Genomic DNA, 18,336 nt, shown 5'->3' on the forward strand with positions numbered 1-18,336 from the left:
GAAAAAGTCCTTATTCGCTATTATAGCGAATAAGGTTATAAGATAGTGTTAAAGAAAGTATAAAGCATTAAAAATAAAAATACCAAGCCAGTTATTAGCATTGCAAATCCTGCAAGTTTAGCTAGCCATTGATATGCCTTGAAATTACTTTTATTTTCATATAAAGTGCTTAATTTTCCACTTTCTTTTAAGCGTTTATACCATACATTTCTTTCTTGTTTAATCTCTTCTTCACTAATACTTCCTGAAAAAATCACCATATCCATAGGGAAGCGATCTGCTCTAAAATGCGTATTAAAGAAGTGAATTGCAAAAATAAATCCTGTAGCAAGTAAAGCTTCATCAGAGTGAAGTAGGGTTGCTAAGTTGATTGCTTCACCTGGTAAAAATTTACCAAAGAAAGCAGGAAACCATAAAATAAGCCCTGAAATACCAATGATAAACATACCCCAAAATACTGCTAGATAGTCAAATTTTTCCCAATAAGTCCAGCGGTCAAATTGCGGTCTTGGTCCAAAACCAAAGAACCATTTAAAATGATCTTTCATATCTTTAAAATCTTGCCAATTTGGCATTAAAGAATCAGGTCCAAAAGTAGCTTTTAAAACTTTCATAAAGCTTATTTTGCCAGTTATTGGATCCCTTGCTACATCACGGCGTTTCCAATTTACGATGATGATTTCTCCAATGTGAGAGAAAAATACTGCAAACATTACTATGGCTGAAATATGATGTATAGTTGCAGCGTTAATGATATCTCCACCCATTAAATCAATCATAGGTTTAGCCCATGCTGAATCATAGAATTTTTGCGGTAAGCCTGAGAATGCAATACCCAAAAAGCTAACTGCCATAAAAAAATGCTGAATTCTATGAAAAGTGCTAAATCTTCTTACTCTTACTTTATCTTCATGTGCTGCTTTTCTTGCTTCTTTCCATTCTTTAGGATATTTTATACGCATAGCAATTAAACGCAAGCACCAAAGTATAGTATGGGCTCCAAAGAAAACAAATACAGAAATGACCAAAATAGTCATGAATATATAAGCACCATGTAATCCAGGATATTTTTCGCCATCACTATGATCAGCATGTGCCATCCAATTTGCGAAATTTTCATTTGCATTTGGGTGGCATGATTTGCAAGTTTGAACACGGTTAATTGGCGAGAGAGTTGAGCTTCTTTCGCTTGATTTTAAAATATTATGTTTTCCATGACAATCAGAACAAGTAGCAACACTTGGAGTTTCACCTGGAGTGCTTAAAAACATACCTTTACCATGAAAAGTCATATGAAAAGTTGCACTTTTTTGTTTATGACATTGTGTGCATTTTTGATCAACTAATTGTTTTTGTGAATAAATTCCTGAATGTTTTGGGGTAATATGAATAGAGTGACAAGTTGCACAAGATGGTTTTTCTTTTTTCTTTTGCATATCTTGAGCGGGTAAGAACTCTTGCACCCCATGAGCGCTTTTTGCTAAAGCATTGCTTGCTTTTTCATGACAAGTTGCACATTTTTGATTGATTAGGTTTTTATTTGCTGCAATATCAGCTCTAATGCCTTTACCTTTTTGAGCATGACAATCACGACAAGATGGGGTGTTGCTAAATTTAAATCTTGAGTGGATAGTGTCTTTAAATTCGATAATTTCTTTAGCTTTTTCCCATTTAACTGTGTCTATTTTTTCAACTTTTCTACCTGAAGTTACCCATGATTCTATACCATCAAGCATTACAACAGAGTTTTTATAGCCAAGTTCTATAGCAACTGCAGCTGCTTGAGAAGCTTCAAATCTAAAACGATTTAAACCATAAAATACTAAATTTGCATTTTTATCATTAGGTAATAAATTTTGCCAATTTTCCACATAGGTTGATATGGAATTAGGTATATAACCATTAGCTTGTCTATCTTGCTCTGAATTGACATCAAAAAAATAAGTATTGTTTTGATCTAGCATTTCTTGAGCTTGTGCTAAGCTAATGCTTTTTACACCTTCTATTGAGCCTATTTCTCCATTAGCCTCAGCAAAAATAAATCCTGATGGCATAAAAAGAGTAAAAAGCACAATAAAAAGTCGAGTAATTAAATTTTTCAAGACTAGCTCCTTATTTTAAGGAAGAATTTTTCATTCTTCCTTTGTTTTTATTTACCATTTAGGATATTTTGTGCTTCTTGGATATAAATTAAAGCTTCTTCTATGATTTTCTTAGAATAAGCAGGTCCATGAACACCCCAAGAACCATCTTTTTCTAGTCTATCAGCTATGGCTTGAGCTTGATTAGTTAGGCTTAATACTTTTGATTTTTGCTCTATTGAAAGTTTATTTTTTTCAGCAAAAGTTTTATCAATATTTGCTATGCCTTTTCTAATTTTCTCATATCCTTCTTTAACAGGGTTTTGCCACTGCATTACTTTATCATAAATCATTTCTTGATTGCTAAAGTGAAGTTTTTCAGGTAAGGTTGATTGTACAGGACTATGACAACCACTTGCACCAGGACCCATTAGGTTAATATCACTAAAACTAGTTCTACCACAACTCCACATTAAATCAAGGAAAAATCTACCTTCATCATCTCTAGCTATAGTCCAACCACCAACTTTAGGCGATCTTTCTTTACCTTCTGGTGGATTAAGTGTTTTTGCGGTTTTATCTACTTTGATATTCCAAATATGTGAAGCTCTAACATTATCAAATCCACCTTTATCAGGGTTTTGAACTGCTCCAAAGTTTTCACAACTCATCATATTTGGCATGTGACAAGCTGTACAGTTATCTTTTGCGTGAATTCCACCTTTTTTGAAAAAGCTTGCTTGAGTTTCATGACAATCTTTGCAAGTTTTTTTAAGTTTTGTTTTAGTATAACCGCTTTTCCAATCATTAAAAGTTACTTCATGTGGATCATGACAAGTATTACATCTCATACCCTTATCGTAGTGTGCTGAAGAATACATTTGAGCACCTTCTGTTCCACACGCAGGACAACTTGATTTAAAATATGCGTTGAAAGGTTTTCTAGGATTGATTTTAGCATCGGTTTCATTATATGAAAATCTTTGATGACATCTTTCACAATTTGATGGCATGCCTGCACCTCTTGCTCCATAAAGATGTGCTCCAGCCCCATGGCATTCCTCGCAAGTAATACCTTTTGAGATGGTATGTTTTTGAAGTTCTTTTGGATTACCTAGTGCTTTGTAAAATTCTTCCTTACTCTTAAAATCAAATTTAAAAGTATGACAGGTTTCACAATACGCAGTAGCAGGTTGGAAAACCGCTTTTTCTTTATAAGTTGCAGCATAAGAGTTTGTTCCCCATACTTGAGAGCCATTTCCTCCAAAATCTTCCATTTTAGTAGGAAAACCAGGTGCAAATGCAGCTATTTTTTGTGCCATTTCAGGGGTTAAAAACTCACTCCAAAGTCTTGAAAATTGATTGCCTCCAGCGGTTAATTTACCACTTAAATCACTCAAATTTCCATCTTCAACATGGTAAGTTCCACGCACAAGCCATCTATCTATAAAACCATATTTTGTTCTTGGTGTTCCAATGAGAGCATAAACATCATTTGGATAAATTCCATCGGGTAAAATAGTAGCTTGAGAGTTATACATAGGTTTTTTCAAACCTTCAGCTCCACCAACTTCTTCCATTTCATGTGGAAAACGCACGGTTTTTGCATGACGAGAGCGCTCCCAAGAAGCATATTGAGCAGGATGGCATTCGCCACATTTTTTTGGACCCACAAATTTGTTTGGAAAATCCAAAAAAGATTCATAAGGCAAACGATAGGTAATAGAGGCTTGCTTTAAATCATGCTCGGCAGCAAATTTAGCTCCATTTTGATTTACAACCCAATTTTCAGTTCTATCACTATGGGTAAATTTACCCACTAAACGCCCTTCTTTTTCATATTTAAAAATAGGGTGATTTTTATAAAGATAATCAAAAAATGCATCTTCTTGAGCCACATAACCATCAAGGGTTCTAGGCTCTGAAGAAGCAAAAGCTTGTGTAGTCAAACTAATGCCCAATGCTAAACAAGCATAAGTGGCGACTTTAGCTAGTTTATGTTTCATAACTTCCCTTTCATGTAGTTTTGTTAAAAGATAAAAACACTCTTATTTATTATCTATTAACTTTTAAAACATAATTTTGACTATTTTTTAATAAAAATTAACTTAAAAATATAATTTATTAACTTTTTATTAATTTAAATAATAAAAATTATCATATAGAAAAAGAAGTTATTTGCTAAATATTAAATTCTACTAATAGTCCCTACTACCTTACCTACAATTAAAAAGTCTCCATTTTGATAATGAACATCCGCATAACTTAGGTTAAAAGAGTGTAAATAAACTCCGCCTTTATTGCTTTTAAAAATTTGTTTGATAAATAAACCATCTCTGGTATTTACTGCAAAAACTCCACCTTCTTTAAAGCTTTTGCTTTTATCTACTAAACACAAAGAATCATCTTTGATTTCAGGCTCCATGCTATCGCCTATACAAGGGATGATATCACAATCTTTTGAGCCAAAAAAATCACTTAGTTTTTCATCTATAATCACTTCTGAAAAACTCACATTATCATTTAAAGCTCCACCTCCCATAGAAGCATTAACATCATAATATTTTAAGACATTATAGTTTAGATCAAGTGTTGGAGTATTGCTCTCAAGGGAATCTTCATAAAAAAATGCATTGATGTTGATATTTCTTTCATTTAAAAAATGAAGTATTTGTTTATAAGGTATGGAATTTCTAAATTTCATACTATAAAAGGTATCAGGATTGATATTTAGCATTTTGGCTACATCAGAATCTTTGGCATTTTTTATGCCTTCTTTTTGGAGTATAAATTTAAGTTTATCAGTAATTTCATTCATTTGCATAAAAATCCTTTTAAATAAAAAGTATTTTAGCAAATTTACTTTTATTTTGCAAGAATTCTTTTAAATTAAAAGATATTTAGCTTCCAAATTTATGGAAGCTAAAAATTATTTATTAGTCAGACTTTTGATGTATTGATCTACCATATATAAGCCATTGCCATTATCGCTTATGAGTTTGATTTTATCTACTATACCTCTAAAAAGCGCTTCCTCTTCGTGTTGTTCGCTTACATACCATTGTAGAAAATTAAATGTAGAATAATCTTTACTTGAAAGCATAAAATCTACAAGATTATTAATAGAAGCAGTGATACTTTGCTCATGCTCAAAAGTTTTTTCAAATACATCAAGTAATGATTTAAAATCACTATCAGGTTTTTTAACTTCTTTTAATTCTACTTTAGAATCAGTTTCATTTAAATAAGTGATGAGTTTTCTAGCATGATCACTTTCTTCTCTTGCATGCTCGAACAAAAACGCCCCTGCACCATCAAAACTATGCTCATAGCACCATGAACTCATACTCAAATACAAATTTGCTGCATACATTTCTTTATTAATTTGCTCATTTAATAAAGCTACTACTTCTTTTGAAAGCATTTTCTCTCCTTTTTTTAATAATGGATTTTATAATGATATATTTTAAAGTTTAAAATATCATTTAATTTTAACTTTTTAATAATTTTTCTATCTCATCATCTGGATCTTCTTTTATATAACAAGATAAATATTTCATAAATTTTTTAAAATTATTTTCACAACAAAATTCAAAATTACATTTATTTTCTCCAAATATGTCAATATATCTTTTCTTTTTACTACTTAAGTTTCTATTTGTATTTATTACATATATTGTGTAATTATTTTTATTTAATTGTAATGCTTTTTGAAAAAGATAAACTATGGACAAGTCACTTAAAGGAAAAGAAAAACCATAAATATAAATATTCTTTGCTTTGATTATCGCATTAAATGCTTTCATCCAAAGAGCTTGCATAATTGTATGGTTATAGTTGCTTGTTTTATCAAGTATAGGTGGAATAATTAATGGATGCATATCTATTTTTAACATATCTAAATAATATTCTGGTGCATGTTGATTATCATAAATATATATTTGACTGTTTGAAATAGAACGATTGTGATACCAATTAATAGAACCATGTAACTTTATAATTTCTGGTGTATGTTGTTTAAACAGATCATCCTTTAACGGAGTAAATACTCTATGATGGAGTTCTCTTCCTCTTGATGATAAACTATTAATTGGAAATTTATAAAAACATTCATAAAGAGTGTTTTTAGATAATATTTGTTCGAGTAATAAATCATAATTTAGCGTTATACAGGTACTTTTATTTTGATTGATAAATTTTGATAATATTTTAATGTCTTCATTATTTATATCTATACTTTTAACATTGTGTAAATTAATAAAAAAAGAATTAATTATATTTATCTTTTCAAGATAAGAAGCTTCATCTCTTAAAATTTCTTCCTTTGTTTTAAAGGGTAATGGTGCTATAAGATAAGTCAATAGTTGCTCTATATTTTCTTGATAAATTTTCTCATTATTATAAATATGTCCTTGCTCTATGAAATATTTTGATAATTCAGCAAGAGTAGGATAAGAATTATTTAGTGATTTTGAAAAACCTGCGCCGAAAAAGAAAACATCATTTTTGTTTTGCATAAAAAACCTTTAAATTTTATATTAATGATTTATAAAATAAGATATTTTAATCTATGATAATAAAAAAATAATTGAAAAATAATATTCTTTTGCTTAAAATTGTAAGTTTATTTATTATCAAAGGTTAAAAATGCAAGAATGGTTAAAGCTAAATGAAGAAATTTTAAAAAACAAAGTGCGTGAAGCGTATTTTTCAAAATTTTCTATAGTTGGTTCTAGTATTGATTTTATTGTCACGCAAAAGCACAAAGACTTAGGCGAGATTAATTTATTTTGGGCTGAAGCTAAGCAAGGCATAAGTGATATTAAAAAATCATTTGTTCAACTCATTATGACTATAAAAAATGGAAGTTTTCATACCATGCAAACACCTGCTTTAATAGGTGCATTTGATGCTGAAAAAATCGCATTTTTACCTTATTATAAAATTCAAGAAATTTTTTATCAAAATGATAGGGTTTGGGGTGTAGCAGCTAGCAAACACACAAGTGAGCAGTTTTTAAAACTTTTAAAAGAATTAGATGAAATTTTAAACGAAGCTTTGATTTTTTACTATGAAAAAAATGATGAGGAATTAAAAAATTTCATAAAAGAAAATTTAACAAACGAAAACATAAGCAAATTTAAAATCAACAAAAACAACTTTGTAAGCATATATCACAAATGGAGCAAAAGCGTAAAAGAAAGCATAAGTATAGATTGGGATTTAGCAAAGAAAAACGGCATTATCGATGCGGACTTTTACCTAGCTGATTTACTCTCAAATGAAAATCAAACCATAGTAGAAAAGCTTTTTGCTATCTTGAATAAAGATCATTATGAATTTAATGCCAAAAAGACAGATCTAGGCTCTATCGCTACGGAAAAAACGGGCTTTAAAGACAATCAAAAAGCACATAAAGATTTTTGGGCTATTTATGAGCGTCCGCCTTTGGAGGAATTTTGGGATTATATGATAGAGCGTAGGGATTTGCTTGTAGATCAAGACATTAGAGAAAGAAAGGGAGCGTTTTTTACTCCAAGAATTTGGGTGGATAAGGCTTGTGAGTATTTATCAAAGGCTTTAGGCAAAGACTATGAAGAGAAATACTATATATGGGACTGTGCTGGTGGGACAGGAAATTTGCTAGCAAATTTTACAAATGCAAAAAATGTTTTTTGCTCTACCATAGATAAAGCAGATGTTGATGTGATACATGAGCGTATAAAAAATGGTGCAAATTTATTTGAAAATCATGTTTTTCAATTTGACTTTTTAAATGATGAATTTTTTGATAAAGTAGATGATAAAGGCAATGTCATTTATAAATCAAAACTACCTTCAAATTTACAAGAAATTTTAAAAGATGAAAACAAACGCAAAAAACTCATCATCTTTATAAATCCGCCTTATGCAGAAGCAGGCGCCACATCAACTATGTCAGGAAGTGGAAAGCATAAAAAAGGTGTTAGTCTTGATAATTATGTTTATGAAAAATATAAAGATATTTTAAGCAGTGCTAGAAACGAACTTTTTGCACAATTTTATATAAGAATATATTGTGAGATTGATGGAACTGTGCTAGCCACTTTTTCTAAACTTAAATATGTAAATAGTTCTAATTTTTCTAAATTTAGAGAAACTTTTAAGGCTAAATTTTTGAAAGGCTTCCTAGCGCCTTCTTATACTTTTGATAATGTAAAAGGAAATTTTCCTATAGGATTTTTGATATGGGATATGAGCCAAAAAGATGAGCTTAAAAAGGTAAGACTTGATGTTTTTAATGAAAATGGAAATTTTTTAGGTAGGAAAAATTTTTATAACGATAAAAAAGAAAGCATAAACAAATGGCTTAGAAAATTTAATATAAAAGATAAAATTGAAAATATAGGGATATTAATGGCTGATGCACCTGATTTTCAAACACAAAATTTAGTAGCATTGCTAAATCAAAAAACAAATAGACATGGAATTTTTCAAAATATAAATCAATTAAATATTATCAATACGGGCTTATATTTTTCAGTGCGTCATGCTATAAAAGCTACTTGGCTAAATGATAGAGATCAGTTTTTATCCCCAAATGATTTATACAAAAATGATGATGAATTTAAAAACAATTGTCTTGCTTTTATGCTTTTTCATGGACAAAATCGTATAAGCGCAAAAGAAGGTATAAATCACTTCATACCTTTTAGCGAGAAAGAATTAGGCATCATTCAAGAAGCATTTAAGAGTGATTTTATGTATAAATTTATAAATGGCAAGATAAAAAATGAAGATGTTTTATTTGATGATACATTAGACAAGGTGGAATTTTCTAATGAAGCAAAAGAGCTTTTAAAAGCAGGCAAAGAGCTTTTTAAGTATTATCACACGCATAAAGAAAAGGCAGGGTATTTGGTAAATGCTTCTTTGTATGATATAAAAGAATTTTTTCAAGGTAGAGATGAAAAAGGCAAGATGAATATGCCTAGCAAGGCAAAAGATGAGCATTATAAAATTTTACTTAGTGATTTGAATTTAGCTTTAGATATTTTGGCTAAAAAAATCGAACCAAAAATTTATGAATATGGCTTTTTGAGAGAGTGATTAGCCAATACTAAAAGAAAATATGCTACCTTTTTGTGGGCTAGATTGAATTTTTAAAGAACTTTTGTGTAAAGTGAGTATTTTTTTAACTAAAAACAATCCTAGTCCAAAAGAATTGTTTTGGCTAGTATTGATTTTATAAAATTTTTTTGTGATTAATTTTAAGTATTTTTCCTCTATGCCTATGCCTTGATCTTGTATAGTAAATTCTTGGTTTTTAACTTCAATAAAAATATCTTTTTGACTATATTTTAGTGCATTGCTAATGAGATTAATAATAACTTGCTCAATGAGAAAAGAATCTGCTTTTATGAAAGTTTGCTCTCCTTGAATTTTAATCCTGCTTTCATTAAAATTTTCAACAATATTTTTACTTAAAGCATATAAATCAAAATTTTCTTTATTTAAAGATGTGATATTTAAATTAAAAACAAAATTTAGTTTGTGTGTTAGTTGGTTGATTTTTATGCTTTGCTTGTGAATTTTTTCAAGCATAAATTTTTTCATAGTTTCATCATTATGTTCTTTTTCTAAAGATTGCAAACTTAAATTTATAACACTTAAAGGATTTTTTAACTCATGTGAAATAGCACTGATTAAATTTGAAAGTTGAGTGTTTTTCATTTTAATTTTTTTGGCTTGTTTTTTATTTTGTAATTCTTTCTCATAAAATAATTTTTTTATTTTTAATAATCTTAAATTTAAAGAATTTAAATCATAAAAAAAGTTCTTTGTAAAATGAAATTCTGATTGATTCTTTATATTTTTAATAAACAAAAGTAATTCTTGAAAGTATTTTTTAAAAAAGTTAAATATAAAAATATATATTGCAGTTAATACTGCTAAAAAAAGCAAAAAAATCAAAATATTTTTTATCCAAAAATCTTGTATTTTTGCATTTATTTTTGGATAAACAATGATGATGTATTTATATCCTTCATATTGATAAGCTTTATAATAAATTTCTTTATTATTAAAAAATTCATGTGTAAAATCTGCGTTAAATTGATTTTTAAAAAAATCAAAATCATCTAAAGATGAGATGGTTTTTCCATCTTTTTTGATGATAAAATCTGCTCTTGTTTGTTGAGAAAATTCTTGAATGTTGTTTGTATTGAGTGTTTTTATAATGCTAAATTTTAATGTATCATTCAAGGTTTTTAATTTTTGCTCATAAGTGCTTTTTATAGTGTTGTTTATATATTGCTCATTAACAAAATAAAACAATCCTATAAAAAATATACAAAAACATATAAAAAATAAAGCAAAAAAATTTCTGATTTTTAACACAATTTATAACCCACCGAGCGCACTGAAATGATATTTTCTTTAATTTGTGGAATTTTTTGTTTTAATCTTAAAATAGCCGTATTGATTGTCTTATCGCTTGTTGTGTCATTTTTCCATACTTGCTCACTTAAAAATTGACGGCTTAGAAGTTGATTTTTGTGATTAAAAAAACACTTGAGTAATTCTACATCTAGGGTTGATAAATTTTCAAATGTATTTGTTTGATGAATTAATTTTCTCTCTTCTATATATAAAGTAAAATCTTGATAAGAAATTTGTTCTTTTGGAGTTTTATTTCTTTTAGTTACGGCTTTGATTCTAAATAAAAGTTCATTAAAATCAAAAGGTTTGCATATATAATCATCGCAGCCTTGCTCAAAACCTTCCAAAATATCTTTTTGTAAAGTCTTTGCACTAAGAAAAATCACAGGCTCCATATAACCTTTTTTTCTTAATTGTTTTATCATCTCTACACTATCGCCACTTGGTAAATTTCTATCCATGATGATTAAGTCTATTTCATTTGTATCTAGAAAGGTTTCTAAGTCAAAAAAATCAAAATAATTATAAATTTTTATATTTTCTTGACTAAGTCTTAAACTAATTAACTCATTTAAATCTTTATCATCTTCTATCAAAATAACATTTAGCATATAAAATTATATCAAAAAATACATGTATCCAAAATGTTTCCAAGTTTTTTTAAATTTTCATTACTTTTTTTAAAACAAGGAGAAAAAATGAAAAAACTTTTGGCTTTAAGTGTGGCTACCTTTGTTAGTTTAAACGCAGCAGAATTAAAAATAGCAGGTTCATCTACTGTCTATCCTTTTACTTCTTTTGTTGCTGAAGAGTATGCTTCTATAAAAAATACAAAAACACCTATAGTTGAAAGTCTTGGCACAGGCGGTGGTTTTAAAGTGTTTTGCGAGGGAATTACTGATATTTCTAATGCTTCAAGAGCAATCAAGCCAAGTGAATTTGAAACTTGTAAAAAATCAGGTGTGAGTGATATAGTCGGGATTATGATAGGCTATGATGGCATAGTTTTAGCTCAAAATAAAATCAATGCTCCATTAAATATAAGCTTACATGAGTTATTTTTAGCTTTGGCCAAAGAAATTCCACAAGATGGAAAATTAGTCCCAAATCCTTATACAAATTGGCAACAAATCAATAAAAATCTACCAAATAGAAAAATTACAATCTATGGTCCTCCATCAAGTTCAGGAACAAGAGATAGTATAGAAGAGCTTGTAATGGTAGATATTTCTAAAAAAATTCCTGAATATAAAGGTGCATATAAAACTATACGCCAAGATGGAGCATTTATACCAAGCGGAGAAAACGATAATTTAATTGTTTCAAAACTTTCTGTTGATAAAGAAGCTTTTGGGCTTTTTGGATACGGATTTTTAGCTAGCAATGATGATAAGATTAATGCAGTTGATATTGATGGTGTAAAAGCTGATGAGAAGAATATTTCCGAAGGAAAATATAAACTAGCTCGTTCTTTGTTTATATATATGAATGCTAAGAAAAATCCAGAAGTATTTGAATTTGCAAAAATTTATATGAGTGATGATTTAGCTAAAAGCGGAGCAGAATTAGAAAAAATAGGATTAGTTCCTTTGGATGAAAAAACATTAAAACAAACCCAAAAACATATAGAAGAAAAAGGTTTATTAACTGATGAGCTTGTTAAAGCAGGGAAAGTTTTTTAATTTTTAGGATGAAAAATTGATAAAAGAAAAAATAATAAAATTAACGCTTTTTCTTTGTGCTTTTGTTAGCGTAGTAGTAAGCTTTGCTATTATGCTAACTATTTTAATAGAGGCATTAAAATTTTTTCAAAAAGAAAGCGTATTTACTTTTTTATTCTCAAGTCAGTGGGCAGCAGATGCTGCATTTGTAGGTGCTGATGGAAGTAGCAAGCATGGGGTTTTTGGTGCCTTGAGTTTATTTTGGGGAACTTTTTATATTTCATTAATAGCAATGCTAACAGCCTTACCTTTAGGTGTAATGTGTGCTATTTATCTTGGAGTATTTGCAGGTAAAAAATCTAAAAACTATTTAAAACCTATTTTAGAAATCATAGCAGGAATTCCTACTGTAGTTTTTGGATTTTTCGCAGCCATAGTGGTAGCTCCTTTTATAGTGTGGTTTTTTTCTCTTTTTGGTATAGAAGCTAGTTTTCAAAGTGCCCTAGGTGCAGGTTTTATCATGGGTATTATGATAGTTCCTATAGTGGCTTCACTCTCACAAGATTGCATTGAAGCTGTAAGTTTAAAAAGGATAAATGGAGCTTATGCTTTAGGTATGACTAAAAAAGAAGTCGTTTTTGCAGTAATTTTACCAGAAGCAATGCCAGGTATAGTTGCAGCTTGTCTTTTAGGACTTTCAAGAGCTTTAGGTGAAACAATGATTGTTGTTATGGCTGCTTCATTGCGTCCAAATTTAACAATGAATTTTTTAGAAGATATGACAACAGTGACTGTAAAAATAGTAGAAGCATTAAGCGGTGATCAAGCTTTTGATAGTTCTTTAGCTTTAAGTGCATTTTCTTTAGGGCTTGTGCTTTTTATTATTACATTAATCATTAATATTTTTAGCGTTTATTTGATAAATCGCTTCCATAAAAGGAAAAATTTATGAAAAAACTTTTTAAACAAAGAAAAAAAGCTTCAAAAAATTTCAAAAGATTCTGTAAAATGGGGCTTTATATAAACCTTATTTTTCTTTGTATTTTTTTATCAAGCGTAGGGTATCTTGGGATAGGAGCTTTTAAGCAAACTTACATTTATGCCCAGGCTGATAGAAATAGCCCTTCATATGAGCTTTTATCGCGTGCTGAACAAAGGAAAATAAGAACAGGTCAAATCAAAGAAAAATCTTGGCTTTTAGCAAATTCTGAAGTTGATCAATATATGAAAAAAAACTACAATAAACTAAGCGATGAACAAAAAACTTTAGTTGATGAATTAGTTCAAAAGCAAGAAATCAAACTAAGTTTTAACACAAATTTTTTCCTTAATGGAGATTCTAAATCACCTGAAAATTCAGGAATCTTTGCTTCTGTGGTTGGAACTTTACTTGTGATGATAGTATGTATGGTTGTAAGTATCCCAATAGGAGTTGGGGCAGCTATTTATTTAGAAGAATTTGCTCCGCAAAATGTATTTACGCATTTTATAGAAGTGTGTATTAATAACCTTGCAAGTATTCCTAGTATTTTATTTGGACTTTTAGGACTTGGGGTGTTTATTAATCTTTTTGGGATGCCTCGTTCTAGTGCTTTAGTTGGAGGATTAACTTTGGCTATTATGAGCTTACCTATTATTATTGTTTCAACTAAAGCTGCCTTAAAAAGTGTGGATATTAATATGAAAAATGCAGCATATGCTTTAGGCATGACTAAAATTCAAATGATAAAAGGCATTATGCTACCTTTGGCAATGCCTATGATTTTAACAGGTTCTATTTTAACTTTAGCTCAAGCTATTGGTGAAACCGCACCTTTGATGATTATAGGTATGATAGCTTTTATACCTGATGTGGCAAATAGTGTTTTTGCGCCAACAAGTGTTTTACCTGCTCAAATTTTTTCATGGTCAGCTATGCCAGAGCGTGCATTTTTAGAAAGAACAGCAGCAGGGATTATAGTGCTTTTATCTCTTTTGGTAATTTTAAATTTAGCAGCAATACTTTTAAGAAGATATTTTCAAGGAAAATTAAAATGATAGCAAAAACAACAAATCTAAATTTATTTTATGGTAAAAAACAAGCTTTATTTGATATTAATATGGAAATTCAAAAAAATAAAATCACAGCTTTAATAGGTGCTTCAGGCTGTGGAAAATCCACATTTTTGCGTTGTTTTAATAGGATGAATGACAAAATAGCAAAAATCGATGGTCTTGTTGAGATTGATGGAAAAGATGTTAAAAATCAAGATTTAGTCGTGCTTAGAAAAAAAGTTGGAATGGTATTTCAACAACCTAATGTTTTTGTAAAAAGCATTTATGATAATATTTCTTATGCTCCAAAACTCCATGGGATGATTAAAAACAAAGATGAAGAAGATGCTTTGGTGGAAGATTGTCTTAAAAAAGTAGGGCTTTTTGAGGAGGTTAAAGATAAACTAAAACAAAATGCTCTAGCACTTTCAGGTGGTCAGCAACAACGCCTTTGTATAGCAAGAGCTTTAGCTATAAAGCCAAAATTATTACTTTTAGATGAACCAACTTCTGCACTTGATCCTATATCTTCAAGCGTTATAGAAGAGCTTATTAAAGAATTAAGTCATAATCTTTCTATGATCATGGTAACGCATAACATGCAACAAGGTAAGCGCGTGGCTGATTATACTGCGTTTTTTCATCTAGGCGAACTTGTAGAATTTGGAGAGAGCAAGGAATTTTTTGAAAATCCAAAACAAGAAAAAACAAAAGCATACTTAAATGGAGCTTTTGGATAATTTTTATTTATTTAGAAATTTTGATGATATAATTAATCAAAATTTCTAAAAGGCTTAATATGCTCATAAATCAAACTTATTTCATAGACTCTTGTGATGATGTAGAATTAAATATAAAAAGAGAAAGTAAATTAGAATTTAAATTAACTTATGATGATAGCAAAGAAATAGAGGCGATTGTTTGTGTTATAAATGGTATTGGCGGAGATATAAAAGATGATTTATATATAAGTGATTATTGTGCTAGAAATTATAATGTAGCAGTTTTAAATGTAAATTATCATTGCATAGGAAATAGAACTCAAACTGGAGCAAAATTTTTTCTTGATAATATCGATAAGCTTATTTTTGATACGAGCTTAAAAGCTATTAATATGGAAATTCCTTACAATATATCAAAACTCAATACTTTTGAAGAATTTGATCCTGCTATGGAATATCTTAATAAAGAAATTCAAAGAAAGAAAGATAATTGGGAATTTGACAAAGATTATTGTTTGGATTTAAGTGTAAGTTTGCAACCTACCAAAAATGAATATCAAAATTTTGGTATTATGCAAGCAATAGATATACTAAATGCTCTTTTATATATTAGAAAAAGTTCTCCTTTTAAAGCTATGGGGCGGGGTATAAAGCATATTTTAATTGGATCCTCGCATGGAGGATATTTAGCAAATTTATGTGTAAAAATAGCTCCTTGGCTTGTTGATGTTGTGATTGATAATTCTTCTCATGTTAGTCTTACTAATTTATGGAGGGTTATAGGTTTTGGAAAAGAAATCGATTATACTAAATACTATTGCTTTGCATTTCTTAATTTTTATAGTAATATGAAGTTATATTTTTTTGATAAAACACTATGGACTACAAACAAACAATCACCTTATTATTTTTCACCCGCTAGAAAACTCATTAGAGAAACATTAAACAAAGATCATCTAAATATACAAGCAAAATATCCAAATCCAAAATATATTGCTTATCATTCTAAATTTGATAAATGGATAACTTTAGAAGAAAAAGAAGAATATATTAATATCTTAAAAGAACATGGACTTGATGTTGAATTTATAAAAGTTATAGATGAAAAACAAATAGATGGTAAGTTTATTAAAAATCTAACTCATGGTATGGGTATACCTATGAAACTACTTATTAAAAAACACTTACCACAAATTTTACAAGAACCTTTAAAAGATAAAACTTGTAAAAAAGAAATCTCATATAAGTGTGATGATTTAATATATACTTTTAAAGAGGAAAATAAACAGATTGTTTTAAGTATAGTAAATTCGAATTAATATTATTTATTTTATAAAAAGTAATTTTTAAGTAAAATTACTTTTTACTTTCAAAAGATTATTATCAAAAAGAGTATTTATGGCAAGCAAACAACTTTCACTCAAACATCTTAGTATGCCTATATTGCTTGAAATGTTTTTAAGATATTTTTCTTTGATTATCAACACCGTTATGGTTTCGCAGTATTCTAACTTTTTAGTTGGAGCCATGGGTGCGGGTAATCAAGTAGCAGATTTATTTATCATTATTTTTAGTTTTTTAAGTGTGGGTTGTAGTGTAGTGATCGCTCAAGCTTTAGGGGCTAAAGATTACACTCTAGCAAGAAAGGCAATTCATCAAAGTTTATTTTTAAATGCTTTGCTTGGTTTTGTGTGCGGAAGTTTGATTTTATGGCATGGAGAGTTTTTGCTTTATCTTTTACAAATTCCAAATGAGCTTTTAAAAGATAGTGCGATTTACTTGCACATGCTTGGAATTTGTTTGTTTTTTGACGCTATGGGTATAGTTTTAGCTGCTATTATTAGGGTATATAATATGGCTTATTGGGTTATGTTTACTACCTTATTGATGAATGTTGTGATATTTATAGGAAATTTTTATGTATTACATTTTACCAAACTAGAGCTTTTTGGAGTAGGGCTTAGTAATATACTTGGGCGTTTGGTCGCCTTTGGTATGCTTGTAGCAATACTTAGTTTTAAACTCAAAATTCATCTTAAAATTAAAGAGATGATAAGCCTTGAAAAAGTGGTACTTAAAAAGATTTTTAACATCGGTGGTTTTGCAGCAGGAGAGCATTTGATATGGTTTATACAATACACCATAGCTTTTGCTTTTGTAGCAAGTTTGGGTAAAGAAAATTTAAGCGTTCAAACGATTTATTTTCAAATTTCTTTGCTCATCATGCTAGTAGGGCAAGCTATAAGCGTAGCCAATGAAATTATCATAGGTAAATTAGTCGGCGCAAAATACTTAAATGTGGCCTATAAACATACATGGATAGCTTTATATTTTAGCGTGGTAGCAAGTGCTTTTGTAGCTTTACTTAATTATGTTTTGCAAGATTTTACCATGGGTGTGGTAAAGCTTGAAGAAAGTTTAAAAGAACTTATGATACCACTTTTTACTCTTTCAATTTTCTTAGAAATCTCAAGAACTTTTAATATAGTCATGGTGAATTCGCTAAGAGCAAGTGGTGATGCGAGATTTCCATTTTTAAGTGGAGTGGTGTTTATGCTTGGGGTTTCTTTACCAGTTGGTTATGTGCTTTGTTTTTATGCTGGACTTGGAATTTTGGGAGTTTGGATAGGTTTTTGTGCAGATGAGTTTTTACGCGGTATAGTAAATTCATATAGATGGAAAAGTAAAAAATGGCAAGGCAAAGCACTAGTATAAAAGGAATTTTAGAATTTAAAGAATTTCGTTTTGTTTTTGAAAAGAAAAAACTTAAATACTTAAGACTTAAGATAGATAGGGATTTAACTTTCAAGCTTAGCATACCGCTATATTATGAGCAAAGAGATGTTTTAAGATTTTTAGAAAAAAATGAAAGTTGGATTAGAGCTAAAGAAAAAGAACTTTCTTTAAAAAGAGTAGTTTTAGCAAGTGATGAATTGTATTTTTTAGGTAAAAAATACAAGCTAGTTTTTAACGAAAATCATAAAAAAGTTCTTATAAAAAAAGATAAAATTTTTGCAAAAAATCAAAAGTCCTTAGATCTTTTCTTAAGGCGTAGTGCTAGAGTGATTTTTGAGTATTTTATAAAAAAATGGCAATTTGTCCACAAGAGAAAAGTGCAAAGAATTTGCATTAAAGAAATGATTTCAAGATGGGGTTCTTGTAATCATCAAAAAGCATACATAAACTTAAATTTAAAACTTATGCAAAAACCTATAAAAGCTATAGAATATGTGATTTTACATGAACTTACACATTTAATCTACCCACATCATCAAAAAGAATTTTATGATTTTTTATATAAATTTATGCCTGATTATAAAGCAAGGGAAATTTTTCTAAAAAGTCTTATTTTTTAAGTATATTTTTAAGCTTTCCTTAGAATTAAAATTGTTATATTTATATTTTTAAAAATTTAAT

15 protein-coding genes are annotated in these 18,336 nt (G+C 29.1%); 8 read left to right on the top strand and 7 right to left on the bottom strand.

Annotation, left to right across the window (positions count from 1 at the left end):
• Positions 1 to 35: 35 nt before the first annotated feature.
• The 5 genes from L8V85_RS03060 to L8V85_RS03080 form a co-directional block, all read right to left on the bottom strand.
• Complete coding sequence (locus L8V85_RS03060) at positions 36 to 2,054, bottom strand: rhodanese-like domain-containing protein (protein WP_412175243.1); 2,019 nt, start codon at positions 2,052 to 2,054, stop codon at positions 36 to 38.
• 95 nt (positions 2,055 to 2,149) lie between these two features.
• Positions 2,150 to 4,087, bottom strand: a complete 1,938-nt coding sequence (locus tag L8V85_RS03065; RefSeq protein ID WP_133318862.1) for a multiheme c-type cytochrome — start codon at positions 4,085 to 4,087, stop codon at positions 2,150 to 2,152.
• Between the two features lie 182 nt (positions 4,088 to 4,269).
• Positions 4,270 to 4,905 carry a helix-turn-helix transcriptional regulator gene (locus L8V85_RS03070; RefSeq protein ID WP_039668429.1) on the bottom strand — a complete coding sequence of 212 codons (636 nt, stop codon included), beginning with the start codon at positions 4,903 to 4,905 and terminating at the stop codon, positions 4,270 to 4,272.
• Positions 4,906 to 5,010: 105 nt separating this feature from the next.
• Positions 5,011 to 5,505, bottom strand: a complete 495-nt coding sequence (ftnA, locus tag L8V85_RS03075) for a non-heme ferritin (protein WP_220566403.1) — start codon at positions 5,503 to 5,505, stop codon at positions 5,011 to 5,013.
• Between the two features lie 67 nt (positions 5,506 to 5,572).
• Positions 5,573 to 6,598, bottom strand: a complete 1,026-nt coding sequence (locus L8V85_RS03080) for an SIR2 family protein (protein ID WP_263662006.1) — start codon at positions 6,596 to 6,598, stop codon at positions 5,573 to 5,575.
• A gap of 130 nt (positions 6,599 to 6,728) precedes the next feature.
• Here L8V85_RS03080 and L8V85_RS03085 point away from each other — a divergent pair, with 130 nt between their 5' ends.
• Positions 6,729 to 9,170, top strand: coding sequence for a hypothetical protein (locus L8V85_RS03085; RefSeq protein ID WP_263662007.1), 2,442 nt, complete (start codon positions 6,729 to 6,731; stop codon positions 9,168 to 9,170).
• Here L8V85_RS03085 and L8V85_RS03090 read toward each other — a convergent pair whose 3' ends face one another.
• Together L8V85_RS03090 and L8V85_RS03095 are read right to left on the bottom strand one after the other, a co-directional pair.
• Entirely contained in the window at positions 9,171 to 10,325 is a 1,155-nt protein-coding gene (locus L8V85_RS03090; RefSeq protein ID WP_263662008.1) for a sensor histidine kinase, read from the bottom strand.
• 128 nt (positions 10,326 to 10,453) lie between these two features.
• On the bottom strand, positions 10,454 to 11,113 hold the full coding sequence (locus tag L8V85_RS03095) for a response regulator transcription factor (RefSeq protein ID WP_220566406.1): 660 nt from the start codon (positions 11,111 to 11,113) through the stop codon (positions 10,454 to 10,456).
• Positions 11,114 to 11,200: 87 nt separating this feature from the next.
• On the opposite strand from L8V85_RS03095, the gene L8V85_RS03100 reads away from it, so the two are divergent.
• The 7 genes from L8V85_RS03100 (at position 11,201) to L8V85_RS03130 (ending at position 18,275) form a co-directional block, all read left to right on the top strand.
• The gene (locus tag L8V85_RS03100; protein WP_257928718.1) at positions 11,201 to 12,184 is read left to right on the top strand and encodes a substrate-binding domain-containing protein; all 984 of its coding nucleotides are present in this window, start codon (positions 11,201 to 11,203) and stop codon (positions 12,182 to 12,184) included.
• A 16-nt stretch (positions 12,185 to 12,200) separates the two neighbouring features.
• Positions 12,201 to 13,115 carry a phosphate ABC transporter permease subunit PstC gene (gene pstC / locus L8V85_RS03105; protein WP_047208303.1) on the top strand — a complete coding sequence of 305 codons (915 nt, stop codon included), beginning with the start codon at positions 12,201 to 12,203 and terminating at the stop codon, positions 13,113 to 13,115.
• Positions 13,112 to 14,200 (top strand): phosphate ABC transporter permease PstA, encoded by a 1,089-nt coding sequence (gene pstA, locus L8V85_RS03110; protein ID WP_133318866.1) that lies wholly within the window; start codon positions 13,112 to 13,114, stop codon positions 14,198 to 14,200. The genes pstC and pstA overlap by 4 nt, the downstream gene beginning before the upstream one ends.
• The gene (gene pstB, locus L8V85_RS03115) at positions 14,197 to 14,937 is read left to right on the top strand and encodes a phosphate ABC transporter ATP-binding protein PstB (protein ID WP_133318867.1); all 741 of its coding nucleotides are present in this window, start codon (positions 14,197 to 14,199) and stop codon (positions 14,935 to 14,937) included. Before pstA ends, pstB begins: the two co-directional genes overlap by 4 nt.
• Before the next feature lie 59 nt (positions 14,938 to 14,996).
• Entirely contained in the window at positions 14,997 to 16,238 is a 1,242-nt protein-coding gene (locus L8V85_RS03120; RefSeq protein ID WP_263737457.1) for a DUF2920 family protein, read from the top strand.
• A gap of 79 nt (positions 16,239 to 16,317) precedes the next feature.
• Complete coding sequence (locus L8V85_RS03125; protein WP_263670251.1) at positions 16,318 to 17,634, top strand: MATE family efflux transporter; 1,317 nt, start codon at positions 16,318 to 16,320, stop codon at positions 17,632 to 17,634.
• Positions 17,610 to 18,275, top strand: a complete 666-nt coding sequence (locus L8V85_RS03130) for a M48 family metallopeptidase (protein ID WP_263737458.1) — start codon at positions 17,610 to 17,612, stop codon at positions 18,273 to 18,275. The genes L8V85_RS03125 and L8V85_RS03130 overlap by 25 nt, the downstream gene beginning before the upstream one ends.
• Positions 18,276 to 18,336 lie beyond the last annotated feature (61 nt).

The organism is Campylobacter sp. IFREMER_LSEM_CL2090, assembly GCF_025771865.1.
Taxonomy (GTDB): domain Bacteria; phylum Campylobacterota; class Campylobacteria; order Campylobacterales; family Campylobacteraceae; genus Campylobacter_D; species Campylobacter_D lari_D.

Bases quoted from the DNA above. Each gene is read 5' to 3' on its own strand.
- L8V85_RS03060 (WP_412175243.1), bottom strand. From the start codon at position 2,054: ATGCCATCAGGATTTATTTTTGCTGAGGCTAATGGAGAAATAGGCTCA.
- L8V85_RS03065 (WP_133318862.1), bottom strand. From the start codon at position 4,087: ATGAAACATAAACTAGCTAAAGTCGCCACTTATGCTTGTTTAGCATTG.
- L8V85_RS03070 (WP_039668429.1), bottom strand. From the start codon at position 4,905: ATGCAAATGAATGAAATTACTGATAAACTTAAATTTATACTCCAAAAA.
- ftnA (WP_220566403.1), bottom strand. From the start codon at position 5,505: ATGCTTTCAAAAGAAGTAGTAGCTTTATTAAATGAGCAAATTAATAAA.
- L8V85_RS03080 (WP_263662006.1), bottom strand. From the start codon at position 6,598: ATGCAAAACAAAAATGATGTTTTCTTTTTCGGCGCAGGTTTTTCAAAA.
- L8V85_RS03085 (WP_263662007.1), top strand. From the start codon at position 6,729: ATGCAAGAATGGTTAAAGCTAAATGAAGAAATTTTAAAAAACAAAGTG.
- L8V85_RS03095 (WP_220566406.1), bottom strand. From the start codon at position 11,113: ATGCTAAATGTTATTTTGATAGAAGATGATAAAGATTTAAATGAGTTA.
- L8V85_RS03100 (WP_257928718.1), top strand. From the start codon at position 11,201: ATGAAAAAACTTTTGGCTTTAAGTGTGGCTACCTTTGTTAGTTTAAAC.
- pstA (WP_133318866.1), top strand. From the start codon at position 13,112: ATGAAAAAACTTTTTAAACAAAGAAAAAAAGCTTCAAAAAATTTCAAA.
- pstB (WP_133318867.1), top strand. From the start codon at position 14,197: ATGATAGCAAAAACAACAAATCTAAATTTATTTTATGGTAAAAAACAA.
- L8V85_RS03120 (WP_263737457.1), top strand. From the start codon at position 14,997: ATGCTCATAAATCAAACTTATTTCATAGACTCTTGTGATGATGTAGAA.
- L8V85_RS03125 (WP_263670251.1), top strand. From the start codon at position 16,318: ATGGCAAGCAAACAACTTTCACTCAAACATCTTAGTATGCCTATATTG.
- L8V85_RS03130 (WP_263737458.1), top strand. From the start codon at position 17,610: ATGGCAAGGCAAAGCACTAGTATAAAAGGAATTTTAGAATTTAAAGAA.